The sequence below is a fragment of the Bacillus altitudinis 41KF2b genome, assembly GCF_000691145.1.
GTDB lineage: Bacteria > Bacillota > Bacilli > Bacillales > Bacillaceae > Bacillus > Bacillus altitudinis.
Genome location: NZ_ASJC01000005.1, coordinates 15,615 through 33,616, shown reverse-complemented (window position 1 = coordinate 33,616; position 18,002 = coordinate 15,615). Strand labels below are relative to the sequence as shown.

The following is an 18,002-nucleotide window of genomic DNA, read 5'->3' as shown; positions in this document are numbered from 1 at the left end:
TAATAATTCATCGAAAAATTATATATTAAAATTACTTCTTTTATTTCAATAACACTTTTAAAAACTTATATTAATCTAAAAAATAACAGTTTTAATTAGCATGCTTATAATCAATATCCCTCAACTCAACCCATTGAACAAGGTCAGGAACTGTTTTTGTCGTCAAAAAATGGTGAACGATTTGATAAGCTTGATCCCGATTGATGTAGCTACATGACGGCACATACAATGGGGCGCCTGCGACCAAATGCTCGATCGTTTCAATTTTTTCTCCCTTTTTAAAAGGGACCAAAAAATTTGGATATCTCATGATCAAGAACCCATACGGTTCCGTATAAAAGAAAACTAGACTTTCACTTTCCCAATCTTCTTCTATCTCAATGGAAGATTCACCGTTTCCTTGTTTCCAATACTCTTCACCCTCCTGAAAGAAAATTCTTTTCATGAATTCTTCTCCTGGATTTTCTACTGGAGCTCCTGTGGGGCCGTAGTATAAAACCATCCATATCTCTCCTTCATACCTATATCAACTTGTTAACCAACTGTTCTATTTCCTTTGTCGAATAAATAGCACGAACTGTTCATTTCAATACATTCATTATACGGTATCCTTGATACATGCAAAAAGAAGCATTCAGCAGATTGGATGCCCCAGCATGTGGATCATCATCATTTTACTGATTGTCCTCATTTGGTTTACTTGGAGTATCGTTTCGTTATTAAGACACATGAAAGAATCAAATGAGAAAAATATACAACTGTTAGAACATCAAAAACCGCAAAAATAAAAACCTCACTCTTTTAGAGAGAAGTTTCTTAGCGTACGCAAGTATTCTTACCGTTTCTCATGAAACAACATATTTCTGATTCGTTGAATATAATGCAGCGCAATATGAACGAGACATAAAATAAGCCCGATCATCGCAAGTATATAGATGGGCAGCATCAAACCAGGTACATAGTTAACGATAAAACCCAAACTAAATGCTGTCAGCATGTATAGGCTAATCAACCTCATGAATACCATCCGAAGCCCTCCCTTTCTACACTCACTTTAACATGATTTCCCTTTATTTTCATAATATGCTTTAAAAAATGCGAATCTACTAAGATTCGCATCATCATTACGTATTCAATACACCTTTCTTCTCACGCGCTTCCTTCCACTGCTCAAGCTCAGATACCGTCAATAATTGATATCCCTGTTTGGTGAGTTCTTTGATAATCGTGACGGCTGCGTTGGCTGAGGTGTCATAGATGTCGTGCATTAAGACCGTTTCACCGCTAGATGCATGGGCTAGAATGTAGTCCGCGACGTATTGGCTGTTTCGATATTTCCAGTCTTCAGGATCCACATCCCAAAGGGTCACTTTCATGTGAAGAGCTTCGTTGATTTGCCCGTTTGTCCCGCCATATGGTGGTCTAAAATGAGTCGGTGTGAACCCGCTCGCTTTTTCAATGATTTGCTGCGTGTCTTCTACTTGTTTGACCGCTTGTTTTAAAGGAAGTCTTGTAAGCAAAGGGTGGTTATAGGAATGGTTTCCAATTTCATTTCCACCCTTTCTGATTTCACTTAACATATCGGGATAATACTGAACCCTGCTGCCTAATACAAAAAATGTCGCATGTCCTTTGTTTTCTTTTAAAGCTGTTAAGATTTTTGAAGTCGTTGATGGATTTGGTCCATCATCAAATGTAAGGGCAATGGCTTTTTGATGTGGGTTAATTACTCGCTGTTTTGGCAGTTTTACGATCTTTCTTTTTGCGATCGGTTCTTTTTTCTCGTTTTTGTTCTTTTCTTTATTGATGTATTCTGGCTTTAACATTCCTTTAAGCAGTGTTTTTTTAATCGCCAGCACTTGAGGGCCTTGATGATTTGGAGCGATTTGTCCTCTTGGAAAGTAGAATTCGATATAGCGATCCTTGATGGCAAAATACTGATAATTCTTCGCCACAGGAGACGTTCCCTGTTTGAGCAGCGGCTGATTTTCAGCTAGCGTTCGATCTTTTTTTAATTCCTCAAAAGTCATATTGGATAATTTTTGAATATTGTCCTTCTTTGATAGAAAGATATCGTTGATTGATAAAAATGTCTGTTTCTTGAAATCAAAGTTCATCACCTTCGTTTGATTGACGCCTTGCTTTCCGCCCTTCACCTCATATGTATTGAATTTGATTGCGACGGTTTGCTTGGCATAATGAATGATCTCATAATCGATATTTAATTCGTATCGTGTTTCTTCATTGACATCACTCGCTTGACTAAATGATGTTTTAAACCTTTCTAACGCTGTCTCTGCAAATCTTTTGATCTCCTGATCTAGTTTTTCTTGATGAAACAGCGGATAGTTGACAGCATATCTCATGAATTTCCCGTCATTCACAAGTGTGACTATTTCAACTTGTTTGTAGCTCGCATCTTGTTCTACTTTTTTCCTCTCTGTCCCGCTTGCCTGCTGGTTATGATAAAACGCAGCGATACCGATAACGACCGCAAGTACACATAGGACGAGACTGATCTTCCCTTTCGTTGACACAATGATTCTCCTCTCGTGATGCCGTCCTGTCTGGATGACGTGTGTTTGTAGGATAGACTTTTCGCAGCCCCTTTTAGTTTGCAAAAAACACATTTGTCACATTTTCGACATATTTTACGAGAGGCATATAAAAAGGGCTTGATTGCTCAGCCCTTATTTTTGCATATACAGTTGGAATAACTTTGTTTCTTCATCAATAGAGCGTGCCTGGTCAAAAGCTGCTCTGACTGTTTTTGAGTTGTTCACCAGCTCATACAGCATGGTGAGAACAAAAATAAATGACGCATTTCCATCAATGTAGTCATCGGGCGCTGTATAGGATATCGCCCCTGTTTCTAAAAAAGCTTCTGCCAACTTTTTTTCGCCTAGTGTACAGCCTGTACATATAATGTGGACTCCATTTAACGAAGCATACCGCTTTATGTCATCCGCACCAAAAGCAGCACCTCTCGGCTCACCCTCTTCGTATACATCTTCTCCTAACTCCGGCATGAGAAACGCTCCTTCTTCTCCGTGAAAGGATAAAAGAATGAAATCCGTCTCGCCTCTATTCCTCCCGGATAATACATCAATCAGGTCATTCGGTCTGCCTATCCAATGCATATCGACTTTTGCGCCAAAGTTTTCAAGTGCTGCACGAAGCGCAAAGGATTCTAGCTCACTATTTGGTCCGGCTGCCAATGTGATGCGCATAACTGGCTGGCTCATTTATATCCCCTCCAAATGATGATAAACATAGCACCATTTTTTCCTCATCTACATAAGCACCATTTATTTTTAGTGCTTTTTCCTCTACCGCATACGACTTAAATCCAACAGACTTGTAAAGATGTTTGGCTGGGTCGTTTGTTGTGACCACTGTTAAATATATTTGTTCGATGTCTTTTTTTTCGCGTGCAAAAGAAAGTACTTTTGTCAGAAGTGCCTTCCCCATTCCTTTTCCGCGTCCATTAGCCGTTACATACATCGCTACCACATTGGCACGGTGCTTTAATTTCTGCAAGGTTTCTTGTATGAGTGTAACCGAGCCGACCAGCTGACCTTGATGAAAGGCACCGAATGTCCACATAGATTGTGTAGAGGCAAAACGAGCCTTATATTTATTCTTCGTATCTAGCTTCTCTTCCTCGTAACTCATAGCAAAACTCTCTGGATTTAATCGGAGTGCTTCTAATCTCAAGTTCGCATATTCTTGAGCATCTTCTGGTGTTAACAATCGAATATTCAGAAAATCGCCTCCATCAGAATGAATTGATACTTCCAATTTTATCTTGAAAGAAGCTTTTGATCAAAGAATATTGGTTCATTTACATATAGCACATTTCTTATAGACTTTTAGGCTCTCTTTCGTTTTTGTGAAAACAAGGTCATTTTGATCATGTTCACTCGATATTTCCTATCCAAAACGATTCTTTTCTCACTTATCTTTTCACTTATTTTATATTAACCTATAACTAATTCATGAAAAAAAAAGAAAAAAAAGGATTGATATGAACAAAAACATATCATAAGATAGAATAGTAATAAAAAGACAAAAAAGGGAGGAATTTGATATGACAGAAACAAGAAATGAAATCAAACTACATGTTCTTTTTGGTGCTTTAGCAGTAGGATTCCTTATGCTAGCTCTTTTTTCCTTCTCGCTACAAGTACTGCCAGTTGCTGATCTAGCAAAAGAATTTGGTATTCCAGGCAGTGTTGCCGCTGTAGTTCTTAATGTGGTTGAAGCGGGTGGAGCTGTCACTACAATTGTCTCCATTTTAACTGCTGTAGGTTCAGGCGGTCTTTCTCTTATTGCTGCGGCTGGTAAAGAGACAATTCGTCAATACCTTAAAAACGAAATTAAGAAAAAAGGCCGTAAAGCCGTTATCGCTTGGTAATTTATTTAACGACTCAATAGAAGGAGACTCTGTTCTCCTTCTATTTAAATTTTTGTGCAGGTGAGAAGATGTTATATCCATTATTATCACTACTTCTATCCATTAGACTGGAGCAACAGTATTCTAATATCGCTCAGTTCGTTATACGAAAAATTCCATTTCTCAAGTCGTTTTCTTCAAAACAGTACATATTTTTTTCTTGTATTCTTGATATCATATTCGGATGCATGATTGTATTCGTGATTTCTTCATTTCTTTACTCCCCCGTCTATCAAATAGAATGGGAAAGTGCTTTTGTGATGTTTTTATTTTTATTTTCTATCGTCAAAGGAATTGAATCTTATAGAAGAACTCATCTTCTTCCTTTTAAAGAATTGATACAGCTAGCACCTGTTTCCTCTAGACAACTTTTTCAAACGCTTCTGTTTTCTGAATTGATTTGGCTTGTGTTTACGAGTTTGAGCACTTATTTGATCTATTTTTTGTTCCAATATGATATTGTTCAAACACACGATCTGGCATTCTGGTTAAAACATGTCAATGTGATGCTGACAAGTATCTTCCTATTTATCATCAGCAATAAGATATTCGGTGCTTATATTTATAACATCGTCGTAAAAAAAATCGGGGCCATTCGTGTCCTCTTTTTTGCAAGCATCGCTTTGCTTTTTTTCTTTTTCGGAAGGGTTCTCATATTAAACATCATGTTCCCTTTTTATCACACCTTCCAGCAACTATTTCAATCGATCTCATCGCTTGCAGAGGATTCGTTTTGGATCACTCTTTCAAACAAGCTGATCTCTTTATATCAACATGATCTTCAGCAAATGCATCATGCTTTATTTTCAGATGGCTCTGTTTTTCTACAATTTCAAGCCCTTTTTAATTCACCTATTACATTGATTGTTGTGATACTAGGTAGTGCGCTTGTCATGAGAAGTCCTGTTCGATGGATTCCAACGGAAAAAGATCAAGACCAAAGCTCAAAGCATTTTCGGGATTTATTTTATTGGTACTTTCAAGTACTGCATAAAATTCAGGGTTCGCTGTTTAGACAAAATGCGTTGATTCAAAAAGACATCAAGCTGCTGAAAGAAAAAAGGTGGCTCTTATCTAAAGAATTTTTTAATTATATGTTCATGTCATATGAAGCCTTCTTTTATATTGGTGTTTTTACCGGATTGATCTCGATCATCGATCATCAAGCCTTGCAAATTCAGCTGCTATTCACACTCAATATTATGATACTAGCGAATCAATCTTATGAGATGAGAATGCTGACACCTTCTATTTTCACTTTAAGTGCTGAAAAAAAGAACATTTGGCTTTACGAGCTTTCTCAAATATCTCTATTGCAGTTTTTCTTATCAAAAATCCAGTTATTTTATTGTTTATTTTCCATACCAGCACTCTGTTTACTATTCATTAATCTATCTATCATGACTGTGTATCAACTGTTTCATGTTCAGATGCTCATTCAACTGGTGGCATTAGGGATTGGCTTTTTCATTTTTCCTTTAATCCAACTGTACTTGTTTCCATTCACAACGAAATTCAATTTTATTCATGAGCATGAAATAGGCACAACAAATGAGGAACTAGAGATCATCGATAAAGGTCAGGCATTTGCCAGAAACTTTCTTGTACTGCCTTTTATGTACTATTTGATTTTGACCTCTTTTCTCCCTATATTGCAGCAATCCTCAGGGCTCGTAAACGTGCTGTTCGCTATATATTTTGCGATCGTTTCAGTGATTTGCTGGATATTATGCCGCAAGACCATTAATAAAGGAATTGAGTATGTTGAAAAAAATAAGATATTTTCTATCGGAGAATAGATTGATTCTACGTCTCGGCTATTTTTACGCCGGTGTATTTATTGCAGCTTTGCTCATTGGAAGTCTCCTTCCTTATGATCAGATTCCTTATTTAAAAAAGGATGAAGACATGTTTTTTCTCTCTATTTTTTCAAACAATTTACAGGTTGGGCTTGCCATTCTAGGTATCGGGGCTTTTACTGGCGGCATTATGTCTGCTGGCATTCTTTTTTATAATGGCTATATCATCGGAAAACTCATTCAGTTTTTGATAGCCCATCATGAAGTGAAGCAGTTATTCACTGGCCTCATGCCGCATGCTTTTGTTGAGATTCTTGGTTTGATCCTCTTTTCAATCGTCAGTGCTTTTCCATTCATTTATCTTTACCGGTTTATGAAAGGTAAGGCCATTGATGTAAGAAAGCTGACTCGTACTGTGGTTCAGTTAATCTTTTCCGCTGTAGTGCTCTTGTTGATTGCCTCTCTTTTAGAGGAATATGTCAGCCATGTACATCTATCTTAGAAGAAAGGAGAATGTGGTTCTATGGAGCTACTTCTACGCCCTAAACAATTTTTCAATCAACATCAATCGATCAAAACCATTGTAGGTCTTGTCTTACTATCTTTATTTGTTTCAACTGTTTTTTTAACATTTTTTATCATTGATTTGTTAGTAGAGGAGCCTTTATCTGCTGGAAAACAATTAGCCAGCATTGTGTTTATCTTTTTACTGACAATCCCGCTTTATTTCATATTAAATTTTCTCGGTACTGTCGTGACTTCGATTTATATGTACTTTTTTCATAAAACGTTTATTTTGCGCAAAATGTATTTTGTCATCTTGCTTTATAATGCGTTGCTTCTATTAGTGAATAGCGCAGCAATCTATTGTGTGATGGTACTCGATTTAGATCATTATTTTATCTTCATCCAAACGGTTTCTTTTTTGATCAACTTGTACCTTTTACGCATCCTATATGATGGGATCATTTATTATGCTGAAGGATCAAAAAAAGCCGCCCTTGCGACCGTCATCTTGTATATGCTGGTGACCACTGTTTTTGTTATTGGAGGATTTATCAATGGCTAGTTTGCAAGTGTCTCAGCTATCTTTTCGTTATGAAACAACTGAAGAAAGCTCTCCCCTCCTTGATCAAGTATCCTTTCATCTGAAAGAAGGTGATCGTGCTTGTATTATCGGGAAAAACGGCAGCGGTAAATCGACACTTTTAAAGATCATCGCAGGTCTGCTGCCTTCAGTATCCGAAACGGTTTTACTCAATGAACAGCATCATCCTGGGTCAGCTCTTTATAAAGGGTTGGTCGCGTACATCCCAGATAAGCCTTTGGTTTATGATGCGCTGACTGGTATCGAGCATATGACTCTTATACAGTCGCTATGGAAAATGAATCAGTCAGAAAAAGAGGTATACAAAAAGACCTTTCTCTCGCTTTGTGATGCATTTGATTTAACTCATGCACTTAAGATGCCTGTCAAACAATATTCACTAGGCATGAGATATAAGCTTTTCTTTAATTGTATGGCGGCCAGATCACCAGAGCTAATCATTCTTGATGAACCTTTTACATCTCTTGATGAGGCATCTCAAATGCAGTCTATTTCTTTATTAAAAGAAGAATTCTCTGATCAGTGTGTTTTATTCACAAGCCATCAGCGCTACCTTTATTCAGAATTAGGAAATCGTTTTTTCGAGCTTGATCACGGACAACTAAATGAAATAGAGCGTTAAACATACAAAAGGCATCCCATCACAGGATGCCTCACTTCTTTTTACCATTAAACTACCACTTACAGCGTTTGACCGGGCGGCAGCAAGGATTCTTGATATCACTGCCACAGTCATATTCTTCCACAATATACTCATTTCGAGTAGATTGCGTCACAGGGTAGTAGTTTTCAATTCTTTTGATGTTTTTATTGACGTTTGTGATATGAGTTGGATGAATCTTTCTGATCGTTTGTTCATTTGTTGTCGTGTTGACAATTTGACGTGTAGGGGATACAACCGTTTCAACTTCTCCATGATTCCCTCTGCGAGGCCCAAAGAAAAAATTGTCTAATCGATTCCGGCTCATCTCAACACCCCTTCAAGTTGTCTTTCACTTACACTCTATCGTATGTAAGAGGCGCGATTAGTGATTAGATGCTTGTCTATTTTTGATAAAATCCGCTGGTGATCTAGTCGTCTCTTTCTTTACAACAGGACAATTTTAACATATTATACAAATGATCTCTTGTGAAGGAAAGGACATTCATTGATGAAGACAAGACATAAACTTTTTTCATTTTTCATCCTGCTCGTCGTAGTTATCACCCTTCCCTTGCTGTCGCCTATGGTTTTTACAAATGCGACTGAAAGAGGAGCGATACGGCATGCCATTTATCAAGAAGGCTACCCTTACCAAAGCTATTTTGCTATTTTGCAAAAAAAGGACGATGTAGACCCTCAATATGGTCAGCTGTATGATGTGTATTGGCAAAGTGAGACGGGAATGACGCCTTCCGTCTGTTATTCAAAAAAGGTAGAAGACCATGAATATAAAGTCAGCTGCGGAACTGCACCATAACATTTTTCAATAACTTTAAAATTAGAGGTGAACGATTTGATCAACACAACACAAACCATCGAACGAAACAAACTGGACATTGCACTTGAACTGACGCAATTGCACTTGAATCGATATGAAGCAAATCATCCTGATCAGCTGAGTGAAATTTATGCGAAATATTATGCGCTTCTTGAAGTACTGGACGTATCCTCATCTGATCAATTAATGGATTTACTGCCAGATGAACTGAAACAAATACTTGATTAAAAAAGCCATCTATCCACACAGGATAGATGGTTTCTTTTAGACTCGTGCAGCCATATCGGTTTCGATTTGTTCTAAGCTTCTTCCTTTTGTTTCGACTAATACAAAGCGCGTGAACAACAGGCCAATTAAGCAGATGACCCCAAATGAGGAGAAAATCACGCCAAAGCTGAATTGGTCAGCCAAGATAGGGAAAACAAGGCCAACTGCTAATGATCCCGTCCAGTTAAAGGCAGAGGAAATGCCCGCTCCAATGCCCCTTACAGAAAGTGGGAAAATTTCACCAATAATAATCCATGTGATCGGTGCCCATGAGAAGGCATAGCACAAAATAAAGCAGCAAAGTGAAATCAATGTGACCCAGTTTAATATGCCTTCACTCACTCCGAGCGCACCTAATGCCGCTGGTGCAAAGAAAGACAGGGCCATCCCCGTTCCCCCAACTGTGAGAATCGTTCGGCGGTCGAACCGGTCGACGAATTGTAAAAAGATCACGGTCGTCACAACAAATATGACTCCAACAATGACGGTAAAACCTGCGGCAACTTGCGGAGCAAGACCTACATTTCTTGCGATACTCGTTGCATAATACACAATGGAGTTCGCACCCTGTATTTGCTGGAGTGTCGCCATTCCGACCCCAATAAAGAGAGCCATACGGAATTTCTTTTGAAATAATTCACGAATGCCTGAGCGTTCTTCTTTTGCCACTTCTAAAATTTCTTGCATTTCTGCTTCAATCTCTTCACGTGAGGAACGAAGTGATCCTAATACTTCACGTGCCTTATGAGCCATTCCGTGTTTAATTAAATATCTTGGAGATTCAGGAAGTTTCAGCATGCCAATATAAAGCACGATCGCAAATAAAGCAGCACTTCCCAGCATCCAGCGCCAGCTGTCTGGAATTGGTTCAAACACAAATGCGACGATATAGCTAAGCAATAATCCACTCACAATCATCAGCTGATTCAGGCCGGACAATTTCCCGCGAATTTTGGCCGGAGCGATTTCAGACATGTAAGCAGGCACGAGCGATGAGGCTGTCCCTACAGCTGTTCCTAAGAAAATCCGGGCAATGGTTAATGAGATTTCTTCTGGTGCAATGGCTGAGCCAAGCGCACCGACAAAAAAGATAACCGATGACACCAAAATGAGCTTTCTGCGACCAAACTTATCCCCCATCAGACCGCTTAAAATGGAACCAATGATTGCCCCGCCCATTAGTGAAGAGACGACGATGCCAAGCCATAACGGGCTGAGCTGAAATTCTTCCTGAATGTGCCCTTCCGCCCCTGCGATAATACCAATATCATATCCAAATAAGATGCCTGCAAAGGACCCGAAAAAGAAGATAAATTTACTTGATACTTTTTTCTCCAAGTGGATGATCCCCCTCACTTAATAAACCGCTTTCATTTCTCCCTGCCATTCTACCGTTCACAGTAGAATGCATTTCACCCTTCTTTATAAAACCACATATTCTGCATTCACAAGCTTTGCAAAATGAACAATTTGATCAACCGTTAAATTGAGAGATACGACTGTATGATGACCTCCGCCGTGCTTAATCCATGCTTTGACGCCATCTTGAAAGTTCGGTTTGATTTTCCAGAGGACTCGTGCCACCGGTAAATGTGGTGCTGCTTCCTGCGGCTCAAAGGCTTCCACTTCTTGAATCAGCCATTTGAAATGTGTTCCAAAATCAGCAATGGAGACAACAACGCCCTCGCCTGCTTTTCCATCAAACACAAGACGTGCTGGGTCTTCCCGGTTTCCAATGCCTAACGGAGACACGACAATGACAGGTTTTGTATGTGCAAGCGCAGGATCTACTTCTAGCATATGAGATTGCAGCACTGCTTCCTGACCAGCAGTCATTTCATATGTGTAATCTTCCATAAAACCTGTGGATTGATGATGGCTCATCACCTTTAATAAACGATCCAGTGCGGCGGTTTTCCAATCCCCTTCACCCGCAAAGCCATATCCCTTTGCCATCAGCCGCTGAACGGCTAAACCCGGAAGCTGCTTCATGCCATGTAGATCTTCAAAGTTTGTCGTAAAGGCATTGTAGCCGCCTTCATCTAAGAAACGTTTGATGGCAATTTCATATCGTGCTTGCACTTTTACACTTTGTTCCCATTCTTCCGCCGAATAACTCCCATAATCCACGTCATATAACGTTAAGTACTCAGCAAACAGAGCATCAACTTCTGCTTCTTCCACAGCATTTACATAGTTCACAAGATCGCCAATTCCAAAGTAATCAACGGTCCAGCCTAGCTGGATCTGCGCTTCAATTTTATCTCCTTCTGTCACCGCAACGTGGCGCATATTGTCACCAAACCGAGCCACTTTGATGTGGAAGCTCTCATGATAGGCAGCCGCAACGTCCATCCAATCAGCGATTTGCTGCTTCACCTCCTGCTTCGACCAATGACCTGCAATGATTTGGTTTTGCTTATTTAAACGTGCATTGATATAGCCGTACTCTCTGTCTCCATGTGCCGATTGATGGAGATTCATATAGTCCATATCAATCGTGTCCCACGGAATGTTTTCATAGTATTGCGTGACGAGATGCAAAAGAGGCTTTTGCAAAAGAGACGTACCACGTATCCACATTTTTGCTGGAGAAAACGTATGCATCCAAGTCATCACACCGATGACCTCATCACGATAGTTGACCTCTTTCATCAGCTGTGTGATTTGATCCGCACTAACCGCCAGTTCCTGCAGAATAATTGGATAAGGCAGCAAACCGCTCTCATTTAAGGCATCTGTTATCTTTTGCGCATCTGCCTTCACTTGCTTCAGTGCTTCATCCCCATATAAGTGCTGTGAACCGACGACAAACCAACATTCTTTCTTCTGACTTGTTAACATAGAAATCCCTCTTTTCTTTATCTTGAAGGTTTTTGTCCGTAATACGCATGTGTTCCATGTTTTCTTAAATAATGTTTATCCAAAATCACCTGCGGAAGAGGCTCCGCATATTCGTTCAATTGCTTTGCAAACAGGTTCATTTTCGCTACTTCATCTAAAATGACACTGTTCGTTACCGCACTTTTTGCATCTTTTCCCCACGTAAAGGGACCATGACCTTGCAGCAAAATACCAGGAACCGCCATGACATCTATCTGTCTTTTCTCAAACGTTTCAATGATCAGGTGTCCTGTTTCCACCTCATACCCGCGATTCACCTCTTCTTCTGTGAGAAATCGAGCGCACGGAACAGGTCCGTAAAATGTATCGGCATGTGTTGTGCCCATTGCTGGTAAATCAAGTCCAGCTTGCGCCCATACCGTTGCCCACATTGAATGGCTATGTGAAATGCCGCCAATTTCCTCAAAGTGTTTGTAAAGAACAGCATGTGTGGCAGTATCGGAAGAAGGATTGAATTCTCCCTCGACCACTTGACCGTCAAAATCGACCACGACCATGTCTTTTGCTGATAATTTGTCATACGCTATGCCGCTTGGCTTAATGACAAACAGTCCACTGTCACGATCGCACGCACTGACATTGCCCCATGTAAATTTCACAAGTCCGTACTTTGGCAGATCTAGATTCGCTTGAAACACTTCTTCTTTTAACCGCTCTAACATACAGGTGCCGCTCCTTTCTGTGGCGTGAGATGTTCTACTGCCGTCTTTTCTATCGGGAGTCCTTCTTGATAGCGCTTTATAAATTCCTCAAAACCTTTAACATCCAGTGGATCAGGATCAATAAGCTCTTCTAATGTATGGGCAAACACTTGATGCTTGAGAAAATGGCTCAGTGTTTGCTGCTGGTGATTGAGCATATATGAAGCAAGGACCGCCATCCCAAACGCACCGCCTTCTCCCGCAGTTGATACGACGGATACAGGTGTCCCGAGTGCAGCAGCGACCATTTTTTGCCCAACTATCGGTGTTTTAAATAAACCGCCATGTCCTAGTAAGCGATCAATCTTGACTTGTTCATGTGCTTTTAAACGATCCATCCCAATTTTCATTGCGCCAAATGCAGAGAAGAGATGCGTCCGAATGAAATTAGCAAGGGTAAACCGGCTTTGAGGAGATCTAACAAAAAGAGGTCTTCCTTCTTTTAGTCTCGTAATATTTTCACCAGAATAATAGCCATAGCTTAAAAGCCCGCCCCCATCATGATCTGCTTCTAAAGCTTGATTTAATAGAGTTTCGTACAATCTTTCTGTTTCAACTGGCTGACCCATTGCTTCAAACGCTTCTCTGAATAGATTCATCCAAGCGTTGAGGTCACTTGTACAATTGTTGGCATGAACCATCGCGACTGGCAGGCCATCTGGTGTCGTGACAAGATCCACTTCTGGGTACACACCTTTTAGATGATGCTCTAACACAATCATGGCAAATACAGATGTCCCAACTGAAATATTCCCAGTTCTCTTTTCCACACTGTTTGTTGCGACCATTCCTGTTCCTGCATCACCCTCTGGTGGGCAAAAAGGGATACCTGGCTGCAACTGTTTGCCTTGGTCTAAAATCGCTGCTCCAGCTGCTGTTAACACACCAGCTTCTTCGCCTGCTAAATAGATGCGCGGCAAAAGATGACGAAGCTTCCACGGGTAGCCTTTTTCTGCAATCAATGCTTCAAACTGATGAAGCATCACTTCGTTGTAATCCTTCGTTTTTTCATCAATGGGGAACATTCCCGACGCATCGCCAATTCCGATGGCCTGCTTCCCTGTTAGCAGCCAGTGAATGTAGCCGGACAACGTGGTCACATACTCTAACCGGGACAGATGTTTTTCCTCTCCTAATATCGCTTGATATAAGTGAGCGATACTCCATCTTTCTGGAATATGAAATTGGAATACATCCGTTAGCTTTTGACTCGCCTCGGTCGTTGTTCCATTCCGCCACGTTCGAAACGGGACGAGGACTTCTCCTGTATGATGACAGGCGACATAGCCATGCATCATCGCAGATATCCCGATGGAGCCAATGGTTTGAATCGTCACCCCATACAATTGTGCAGCCTGTTCTTTCATCTGACGGTATGCCACTTGAAGACCTGTAATGATCTCAATTAAATTGTACGTCCATATTCCTTCTTGAAGAGAACTTTCCCATTCAAATGCACCTTGCGCAATTGGCTGAAACTCTTCATCTATTAAAATCGCTTTAATTCGTGTGGAACCAAATTCAATGCCCAAAGATGTCCTGCCTTCTCTAATGGCTTTGGCCGTCTTTTCACGATTCATTTTGTTCACCTCCAAGATGATAGCGGTTTCAAATATCTTTTTCATTTGATTCATCTTTACCTGTGCACAAAAACAATATAATATTTGTACGTACATATGTCAATAATAAATATAGTTGTGCATACATAATTAGACAAAAACTTTCATATTCTCTAAGGAACAGACGATAGACACTGTAAGCGCCTGTTTTTGATTAAGCAACCATGTTAGAATATGTCCATACAAGTTCTTCTCAACCCGAGTAGAGGATCAACTGTGAAAGAAGTGAAACGATGAAAAAGAAGTACCAGATCATTATGGATGATATAAAAAGCAAAATACTGACAGGGGATTACCGGATTGGGGAGCGTATTCCAACCGAATCAAGCTTACAAGAGATGTATCAAGTAAGCAGACATACGGTGCGAAAAGCCATCTTGGAATTATCGAGTGAAGGTTTTTTAAGAAGTGAAAAAGGCTCAGGCACATTTGTCACCAATCAATATCAAACAAAACCTGCTGGACATGCTCATATGAAAACGATTGGCGTCATCACCACATACATATCCGATTACATTTTCCCGTCGATCATTCGGGGCATCGAAAGCCGATTAAATGAAGAGAACTATTCTTTGTTACTGGCGAGTACAAATAACGATGTGGAGCAGGAGAAAAAAGCGCTTGAAATGATGTTGTCCTTTGGTGTGGACGGATTAATTGTCGAACCGACAAAAAGCAATTTATATAATCCAAACATTTCGTACTACCTATCCTTTAAAGAGCAGGGTGTCCCGCTTATTATGATCAATGCCTACTATGAGCAGTTAGAGGTCCCCTTCCTTTGTTTGGATGATGTAAAGTCCAGCTATTTAGCGACAAAGGAACTGATCACCTCTGGGCATCAGCACATTGGACTGATTTCAAAAACAGATGATTTACAAGGAAAATATCGAATGAAAGGCTATATTCAGGCACTCGGTGAAGCGAAGCTCAATTTCCTACCAGAGCATGTCCTTTTTTTCGATACAGAATCGAAGCAGTATTTGGGGGATCATATCAAAACCTTTTTACAAGCACACCAGCATGAGCTGACCGCCCTTGTTTGCTATAACGATGAAGTCGGGTTAGAAGTAGCAAATGTATGTAGTGAAATGGGTTTATCTATTCCAGATGATCTTTCCATTATTGGACAGGATAACTCGTATATTGCCCAAAAAAATGCCCATGTGAAACTGACAACGCTGACACACCCTCAAGAGCAAATGGGACGAGATGCGGCAGACTGGATGATTAAAAAAGTACAAGGGAAAAAGAATCTCCCTGATCAAACATTTTATGAGCCTGAACTCGTTCCTGGTGAAACGATTAAAGAGCTAAACGTAAGAAAAAATGAGCCCTCTTCATAGAAGGCTCATTTGACTTTAGGCTCCTGTTCAAGCATATTCATCACATCATAGGCAATTCGGTCGGGAGAGTCTTGCGTGATACGATTGCGATAGTTAGACAAGACGACCACTCCTGTTTTTGAATGCGGGCGGAAGCCCATGAAGCTGGAGAAACCAGAAGTTGCACCATTATGGCAAATCAATCCCGTATCATCTATGACCCACCCGAGTCCCATTGACATGTTTTTCCCTATCTTCACCTTTGGCTCGTGGGTCATTTTCCATGGAGAAGCGACATCCGCACTCATATGTGCAGAGAGAAATGAAAGCAAATCAGTGATCGTCGAACGAATCGCACCAGCCCCTTGATAGTCATGCATCTGAAGCGGAGGAACCTCTTTTCCATTCTCTTGATGACCAAGGATCATCTTCTCTTTGACGTCCTCCTTGATCGTAATAAAGGTGTTCGATAGTTTCAGCTCATCCACGATATATTCAGTCAGCAGCTCTTCATATGTTTTGTGAAGAGACCATCCCATGATCAACCCGAGGAGCCCCATCCCTACATTGGAGTAACGAGATAGGTATTCCTTTCGCTCATTCCATTTTTTCGAGTGTAACAGTTTCATTAATTCATCAAGGGAGTATTGACAGTACATATCTCTTCTCACTTTTGGAAGGAACCTTAGTTGTAAATCTCTGAGAAAACGATGTGAAGGAAGTCCAGACGTATGGGTTGCCAGCTGTTCCAATTGGATGGGGTGATTCTTTCTTATTTCGGGACAATACAGTGAAATGGAATCGTCTAGCTTCATCTGCCCTTTTTGAATCATGCTTGCCAATATACTTGTCGTAAAGACTTTTGAAATAGAGCCGATTTCAAAAATGACCTCCTCAGGCTGGACGAACTGCTGTATGGGGTGATCTCCGAAATGAAAAACGTGTCTTTCTCCTTGATGAATCAGTCCGATCACGAGCAGTGCCTGTTTCTTTTTCTCCGTATAAGAAGAGGCAATTCGCTGTACTTCTTGTTTGAGCATCATCAATGGATCATCATCCTTCCCCTTCATTTTGATCTACAATCAATTGATCAAGCTTTGTATAAATGGATGTCAATGTGTTGATCTCTTCGAGGCTTAATTTTGAATAGTATTTTTCAATTATCGCAAGTTCTATCTTTCTCAGATTCTCCAAGTACGTCTTTGCCTTTTCAGAAAGTTCAACGTGCAATTCCCGGCGGTTTTGCGGGTTGATGCTGCGGCGAATCCATTCTTTTTTTTCAAGCGTGTTTAACAACTGGCTCACAGCACTTTGGGTGATGCCTAGTTGCTGAGCAATTTGAATAGGTGAGCTTCCCCCTGTTCGCTCTACGAAATCAAGGACAATATGCTGCTTATCAGTTAACTCATCTACAAATAACTCTTCAAACTCTAATCGGAGCTTTTGATGGATGCGCGCTTCGATTTGGTTTAATTCTTGGATCATCGTTGTTTTGGATGTCACTGTCATCACCTTCATAATTAAGATAAATTAAGTATAAAGGTATATTAATTATTAATCAACAAAAATCCCTATCTTTTATTAAAGATAGGGAAAATGCCGATTATACTTCTTCTTTAGGTGAAGGTACTGCACATACGCCATCTGCACATGCTTCTTCAAATGAAGCATCAACCGCTTTCTCCGTTTGCGCTGCCTCTTCTGTCCAAGCCGTTTCAAGTGCACGAAGGAACGTATCTGCTGGCTGTGCACCAGCAACCGAATATTGATCATTGATCAAGAAAAAAGGCACAGCAGAAATCCCGAGCTGTCTTGCTTCTTTTTCGTCTTCTCGCACAGCGTCTGCAAATTCTTGCCCGTCTAGAACCTTTTGTACTTCGTTCTGATCAAGGCCTGCTTTTTCTGCGATATCTAAAAGGGTTTGACGATCACCAACATGCTTTCCATCTGTAAAATACGCTTGAAACAGCTCACTCATGACGAGATCGCCTTTTCCCATTTTTCCAGCATATTGTGCGAGCTGGTGGGCATCAAAGGTGTTTGTCAAAACGAGTGGATCGAATTGAAAATCGATTCCTTTCTCCTTGCCCGCCTGTTTCACCTGTTCATTCATCGCGATGGCCCGGCTACGGCTCATGCCATATTTTTTGACAAGCATATCATGCACATCATAATCCACTGCAACAGGTGCATTCGGATCAAGCTCAAAGCTTTTAAACTCTACTTCTACCTGTTCTTTATGAGGGAATTGCTCAAGCGCTGTTTCCAACTGTTTTTTTCCTATATAACAAAAAGGACAGGCGATATCTGACCAAATTTGCACTTTCATCTTCATCTTCCTT

The 18,002-nt window shown here is 40.4% G+C and carries 22 protein-coding genes; 9 read left to right on the top strand and 13 right to left on the bottom strand.

Translation table 11 applies throughout. The features are described 5' to 3' along the window. Positions 1 to 91: 91 nt before the first annotated feature. Positions 92 to 502 (bottom strand): Imm1 family immunity protein, encoded by a 411-nt coding sequence (locus BA79_RS10300; RefSeq protein WP_019743203.1) that lies wholly within the window; start codon positions 500 to 502, stop codon positions 92 to 94. 154 nt (positions 503 to 656) lie between these two features. Here BA79_RS10300 and BA79_RS19820 point away from each other — a divergent pair, with 154 nt between their 5' ends. Then, entirely contained in the window at positions 657 to 788 is a 132-nt protein-coding gene (locus BA79_RS19820) for a hypothetical protein (RefSeq protein ID WP_019743202.1), read from the top strand. A gap of 47 nt (positions 789 to 835) precedes the next feature. On the opposite strand, the gene BA79_RS10295 is transcribed toward BA79_RS19820, so the two are convergent. From BA79_RS10295 to BA79_RS10280, 4 genes are all read right to left on the bottom strand, one after another. Continuing rightward, a complete protein-coding gene (locus BA79_RS10295) occupies positions 836 to 1,027 on the bottom strand; it encodes a hypothetical protein (RefSeq protein WP_035702712.1) in 192 nt (63 codons plus the stop codon). A 97-nt stretch (positions 1,028 to 1,124) separates the two neighbouring features. Next, positions 1,125 to 2,537: a polysaccharide deacetylase family protein gene (locus BA79_RS10290; RefSeq protein ID WP_035702710.1), complete on the bottom strand. Its 1,413-nt coding sequence runs from the start codon at positions 2,535 to 2,537 to the stop codon at positions 1,125 to 1,127. Between the two features lie 153 nt (positions 2,538 to 2,690). After that, entirely contained in the window at positions 2,691 to 3,245 is a 555-nt protein-coding gene (locus BA79_RS10285; protein ID WP_035702707.1) for a hypothetical protein, read from the bottom strand. Continuing rightward, the gene (locus BA79_RS10280; RefSeq protein WP_353829937.1) at positions 3,199 to 3,801 is read right to left on the bottom strand and encodes a GNAT family N-acetyltransferase; all 603 of its coding nucleotides are present in this window, start codon (positions 3,799 to 3,801) and stop codon (positions 3,199 to 3,201) included. The genes BA79_RS10285 and BA79_RS10280 overlap by 47 nt, the downstream gene beginning before the upstream one ends. 289 nt (positions 3,802 to 4,090) lie before the next feature. On the opposite strand from BA79_RS10280, the gene BA79_RS10275 reads away from it, so the two are divergent. The 5 genes from BA79_RS10275 to BA79_RS10255 all read left to right on the top strand — a co-directional run bounded on the left by BA79_RS10275 (position 4,091) and on the right by BA79_RS10255 (position 7,985). Beyond that, entirely contained in the window at positions 4,091 to 4,417 is a 327-nt protein-coding gene (locus BA79_RS10275) for an uberolysin/carnocyclin family circular bacteriocin (RefSeq protein ID WP_017358050.1), read from the top strand. A 299-nt stretch (positions 4,418 to 4,716) separates the two neighbouring features. After that, positions 4,717 to 6,255 (top strand): hypothetical protein, encoded by a 1,539-nt coding sequence (locus BA79_RS10270; RefSeq protein WP_248596535.1) that lies wholly within the window; start codon positions 4,717 to 4,719, stop codon positions 6,253 to 6,255. Between the two features lies 1 nt (position 6,256). Next, the gene (locus BA79_RS10265) at positions 6,257 to 6,757 is read left to right on the top strand and encodes a stage II sporulation protein M (RefSeq protein WP_017358052.1); all 501 of its coding nucleotides are present in this window, start codon (positions 6,257 to 6,259) and stop codon (positions 6,755 to 6,757) included. Positions 6,758 to 6,778: 21 nt separating this feature from the next. Next, on the top strand, positions 6,779 to 7,324 hold the full coding sequence (locus BA79_RS10260; protein ID WP_035702701.1) for a hypothetical protein: 546 nt from the start codon (positions 6,779 to 6,781) through the stop codon (positions 7,322 to 7,324). After that, positions 7,317 to 7,985, top strand: coding sequence for an ABC transporter ATP-binding protein (locus BA79_RS10255; RefSeq protein WP_024718783.1), 669 nt, complete (start codon positions 7,317 to 7,319; stop codon positions 7,983 to 7,985). The genes BA79_RS10260 and BA79_RS10255 overlap by 8 nt, the downstream gene beginning before the upstream one ends. Before the next feature lie 52 nt (positions 7,986 to 8,037). On the opposite strand, the gene BA79_RS10250 is transcribed toward BA79_RS10255, so the two are convergent. After that, the gene (locus BA79_RS10250) at positions 8,038 to 8,331 is read right to left on the bottom strand and encodes a CotD family spore coat protein (protein WP_008342559.1); all 294 of its coding nucleotides are present in this window, start codon (positions 8,329 to 8,331) and stop codon (positions 8,038 to 8,040) included. 183 nt (positions 8,332 to 8,514) lie between these two features. Between BA79_RS10250 and BA79_RS10245 the strand changes: the two genes are divergently transcribed. After that, positions 8,515 to 8,823, top strand: coding sequence for a hypothetical protein (locus tag BA79_RS10245; protein WP_035702953.1), 309 nt, complete (start codon positions 8,515 to 8,517; stop codon positions 8,821 to 8,823). Positions 8,824 to 8,859: 36 nt separating this feature from the next. Beyond that, complete coding sequence (locus BA79_RS10240) at positions 8,860 to 9,072, top strand: hypothetical protein (protein ID WP_008342562.1); 213 nt, start codon at positions 8,860 to 8,862, stop codon at positions 9,070 to 9,072. Positions 9,073 to 9,108: 36 nt separating this feature from the next. Here the strand turns inward: BA79_RS10240 and BA79_RS10235 are convergent, their stop codons facing one another. The 4 genes from BA79_RS10235 to BA79_RS10220 all read right to left on the bottom strand — a co-directional run bounded on the left by BA79_RS10235 (position 9,109) and on the right by BA79_RS10220 (position 14,296). Beyond that, positions 9,109 to 10,449, bottom strand: coding sequence for a sugar porter family MFS transporter (locus BA79_RS10235; RefSeq protein ID WP_017367658.1), 1,341 nt, complete (start codon positions 10,447 to 10,449; stop codon positions 9,109 to 9,111). 84 nt (positions 10,450 to 10,533) lie between these two features. Then, positions 10,534 to 11,955 carry an L-arabinose isomerase gene (gene araA / locus BA79_RS10230; RefSeq protein ID WP_035702698.1) on the bottom strand — a complete coding sequence of 474 codons (1,422 nt, stop codon included), beginning with the start codon at positions 11,953 to 11,955 and terminating at the stop codon, positions 10,534 to 10,536. Positions 11,956 to 11,972: 17 nt separating this feature from the next. Continuing rightward, the gene (locus tag BA79_RS10225; RefSeq protein WP_007501382.1) at positions 11,973 to 12,677 is read right to left on the bottom strand and encodes an L-ribulose-5-phosphate 4-epimerase; all 705 of its coding nucleotides are present in this window, start codon (positions 12,675 to 12,677) and stop codon (positions 11,973 to 11,975) included. After that, a complete protein-coding gene (locus BA79_RS10220; RefSeq protein WP_035702695.1) occupies positions 12,671 to 14,296 on the bottom strand; it encodes a xylulokinase in 1,626 nt (541 codons plus the stop codon). Before BA79_RS10220 ends, BA79_RS10225 begins: the two co-directional genes overlap by 7 nt. A 272-nt stretch (positions 14,297 to 14,568) precedes the next feature. On the opposite strand from BA79_RS10220, the gene BA79_RS10215 reads away from it, so the two are divergent. After that, a complete protein-coding gene (locus tag BA79_RS10215) occupies positions 14,569 to 15,681 on the top strand; it encodes a GntR family transcriptional regulator (RefSeq protein ID WP_035702692.1) in 1,113 nt (370 codons plus the stop codon). 5 nt (positions 15,682 to 15,686) lie between these two features. Here BA79_RS10215 and BA79_RS10210 read toward each other — a convergent pair whose 3' ends face one another. From BA79_RS10210 to BA79_RS10200, 3 genes are all read right to left on the bottom strand, one after another. Next, entirely contained in the window at positions 15,687 to 16,703 is a 1,017-nt protein-coding gene (locus BA79_RS10210) for a serine hydrolase domain-containing protein (protein WP_211251392.1), read from the bottom strand. A gap of 10 nt (positions 16,704 to 16,713) precedes the next feature. Then, complete coding sequence (locus BA79_RS10205; protein WP_248596534.1) at positions 16,714 to 17,169, bottom strand: MarR family winged helix-turn-helix transcriptional regulator; 456 nt, start codon at positions 17,167 to 17,169, stop codon at positions 16,714 to 16,716. Positions 17,170 to 17,263: 94 nt separating this feature from the next. Further along, the gene (locus tag BA79_RS10200; RefSeq protein WP_035702684.1) at positions 17,264 to 17,989 is read right to left on the bottom strand and encodes a DsbA family oxidoreductase; all 726 of its coding nucleotides are present in this window, start codon (positions 17,987 to 17,989) and stop codon (positions 17,264 to 17,266) included. Between the last annotated feature and the right edge of the window lie 13 nt (positions 17,990 to 18,002).

What these genes read in the sequence shown, in the direction of transcription:
- BA79_RS10300 (WP_019743203.1), bottom strand. Translation starts at nt 502, where the DNA reads ATGGTTTTATACTACGGCCCCACAGGAGCTCCAGTAGAAAATCCAGGA.
- BA79_RS19820 (WP_019743202.1), top strand. Translation starts at nt 657, where the DNA reads ATGTGGATCATCATCATTTTACTGATTGTCCTCATTTGGTTTACTTGG.
- BA79_RS10295 (WP_035702712.1), bottom strand. Translation starts at nt 1,027, where the DNA reads ATGGTATTCATGAGGTTGATTAGCCTATACATGCTGACAGCATTTAGT.
- BA79_RS10285 (WP_035702707.1), bottom strand. Translation starts at nt 3,245, where the DNA reads ATGAGCCAGCCAGTTATGCGCATCACATTGGCAGCCGGACCAAATAGT.
- BA79_RS10275 (WP_017358050.1), top strand. Translation starts at nt 4,091, where the DNA reads ATGACAGAAACAAGAAATGAAATCAAACTACATGTTCTTTTTGGTGCT.
- BA79_RS10270 (WP_248596535.1), top strand. Translation starts at nt 4,717, where the DNA reads ATGTTTTTATTTTTATTTTCTATCGTCAAAGGAATTGAATCTTATAGA.
- BA79_RS10260 (WP_035702701.1), top strand. Translation starts at nt 6,779, where the DNA reads ATGGAGCTACTTCTACGCCCTAAACAATTTTTCAATCAACATCAATCG.
- BA79_RS10255 (WP_024718783.1), top strand. Translation starts at nt 7,317, where the DNA reads ATGGCTAGTTTGCAAGTGTCTCAGCTATCTTTTCGTTATGAAACAACT.
- BA79_RS10250 (WP_008342559.1), bottom strand. Translation starts at nt 8,331, where the DNA reads ATGAGCCGGAATCGATTAGACAATTTTTTCTTTGGGCCTCGCAGAGGG.
- BA79_RS10245 (WP_035702953.1), top strand. Translation starts at nt 8,515, where the DNA reads ATGAAGACAAGACATAAACTTTTTTCATTTTTCATCCTGCTCGTCGTA.
- araA (WP_035702698.1), bottom strand. Translation starts at nt 11,955, where the DNA reads ATGTTAACAAGTCAGAAGAAAGAATGTTGGTTTGTCGTCGGTTCACAG.
- BA79_RS10225 (WP_007501382.1), bottom strand. Translation starts at nt 12,677, where the DNA reads ATGTTAGAGCGGTTAAAAGAAGAAGTGTTTCAAGCGAATCTAGATCTG.
- BA79_RS10220 (WP_035702695.1), bottom strand. Translation starts at nt 14,296, where the DNA reads ATGAATCGTGAAAAGACGGCCAAAGCCATTAGAGAAGGCAGGACATCT.
- BA79_RS10215 (WP_035702692.1), top strand. Translation starts at nt 14,569, where the DNA reads ATGAAAAAGAAGTACCAGATCATTATGGATGATATAAAAAGCAAAATA.
- BA79_RS10210 (WP_211251392.1), bottom strand. Translation starts at nt 16,703, where the DNA reads ATGATGCTCAAACAAGAAGTACAGCGAATTGCCTCTTCTTATACGGAG.
- BA79_RS10205 (WP_248596534.1), bottom strand. Translation starts at nt 17,169, where the DNA reads ATGACAGTGACATCCAAAACAACGATGATCCAAGAATTAAACCAAATC.
- BA79_RS10200 (WP_035702684.1), bottom strand. Translation starts at nt 17,989, where the DNA reads ATGAAAGTGCAAATTTGGTCAGATATCGCCTGTCCTTTTTGTTATATA.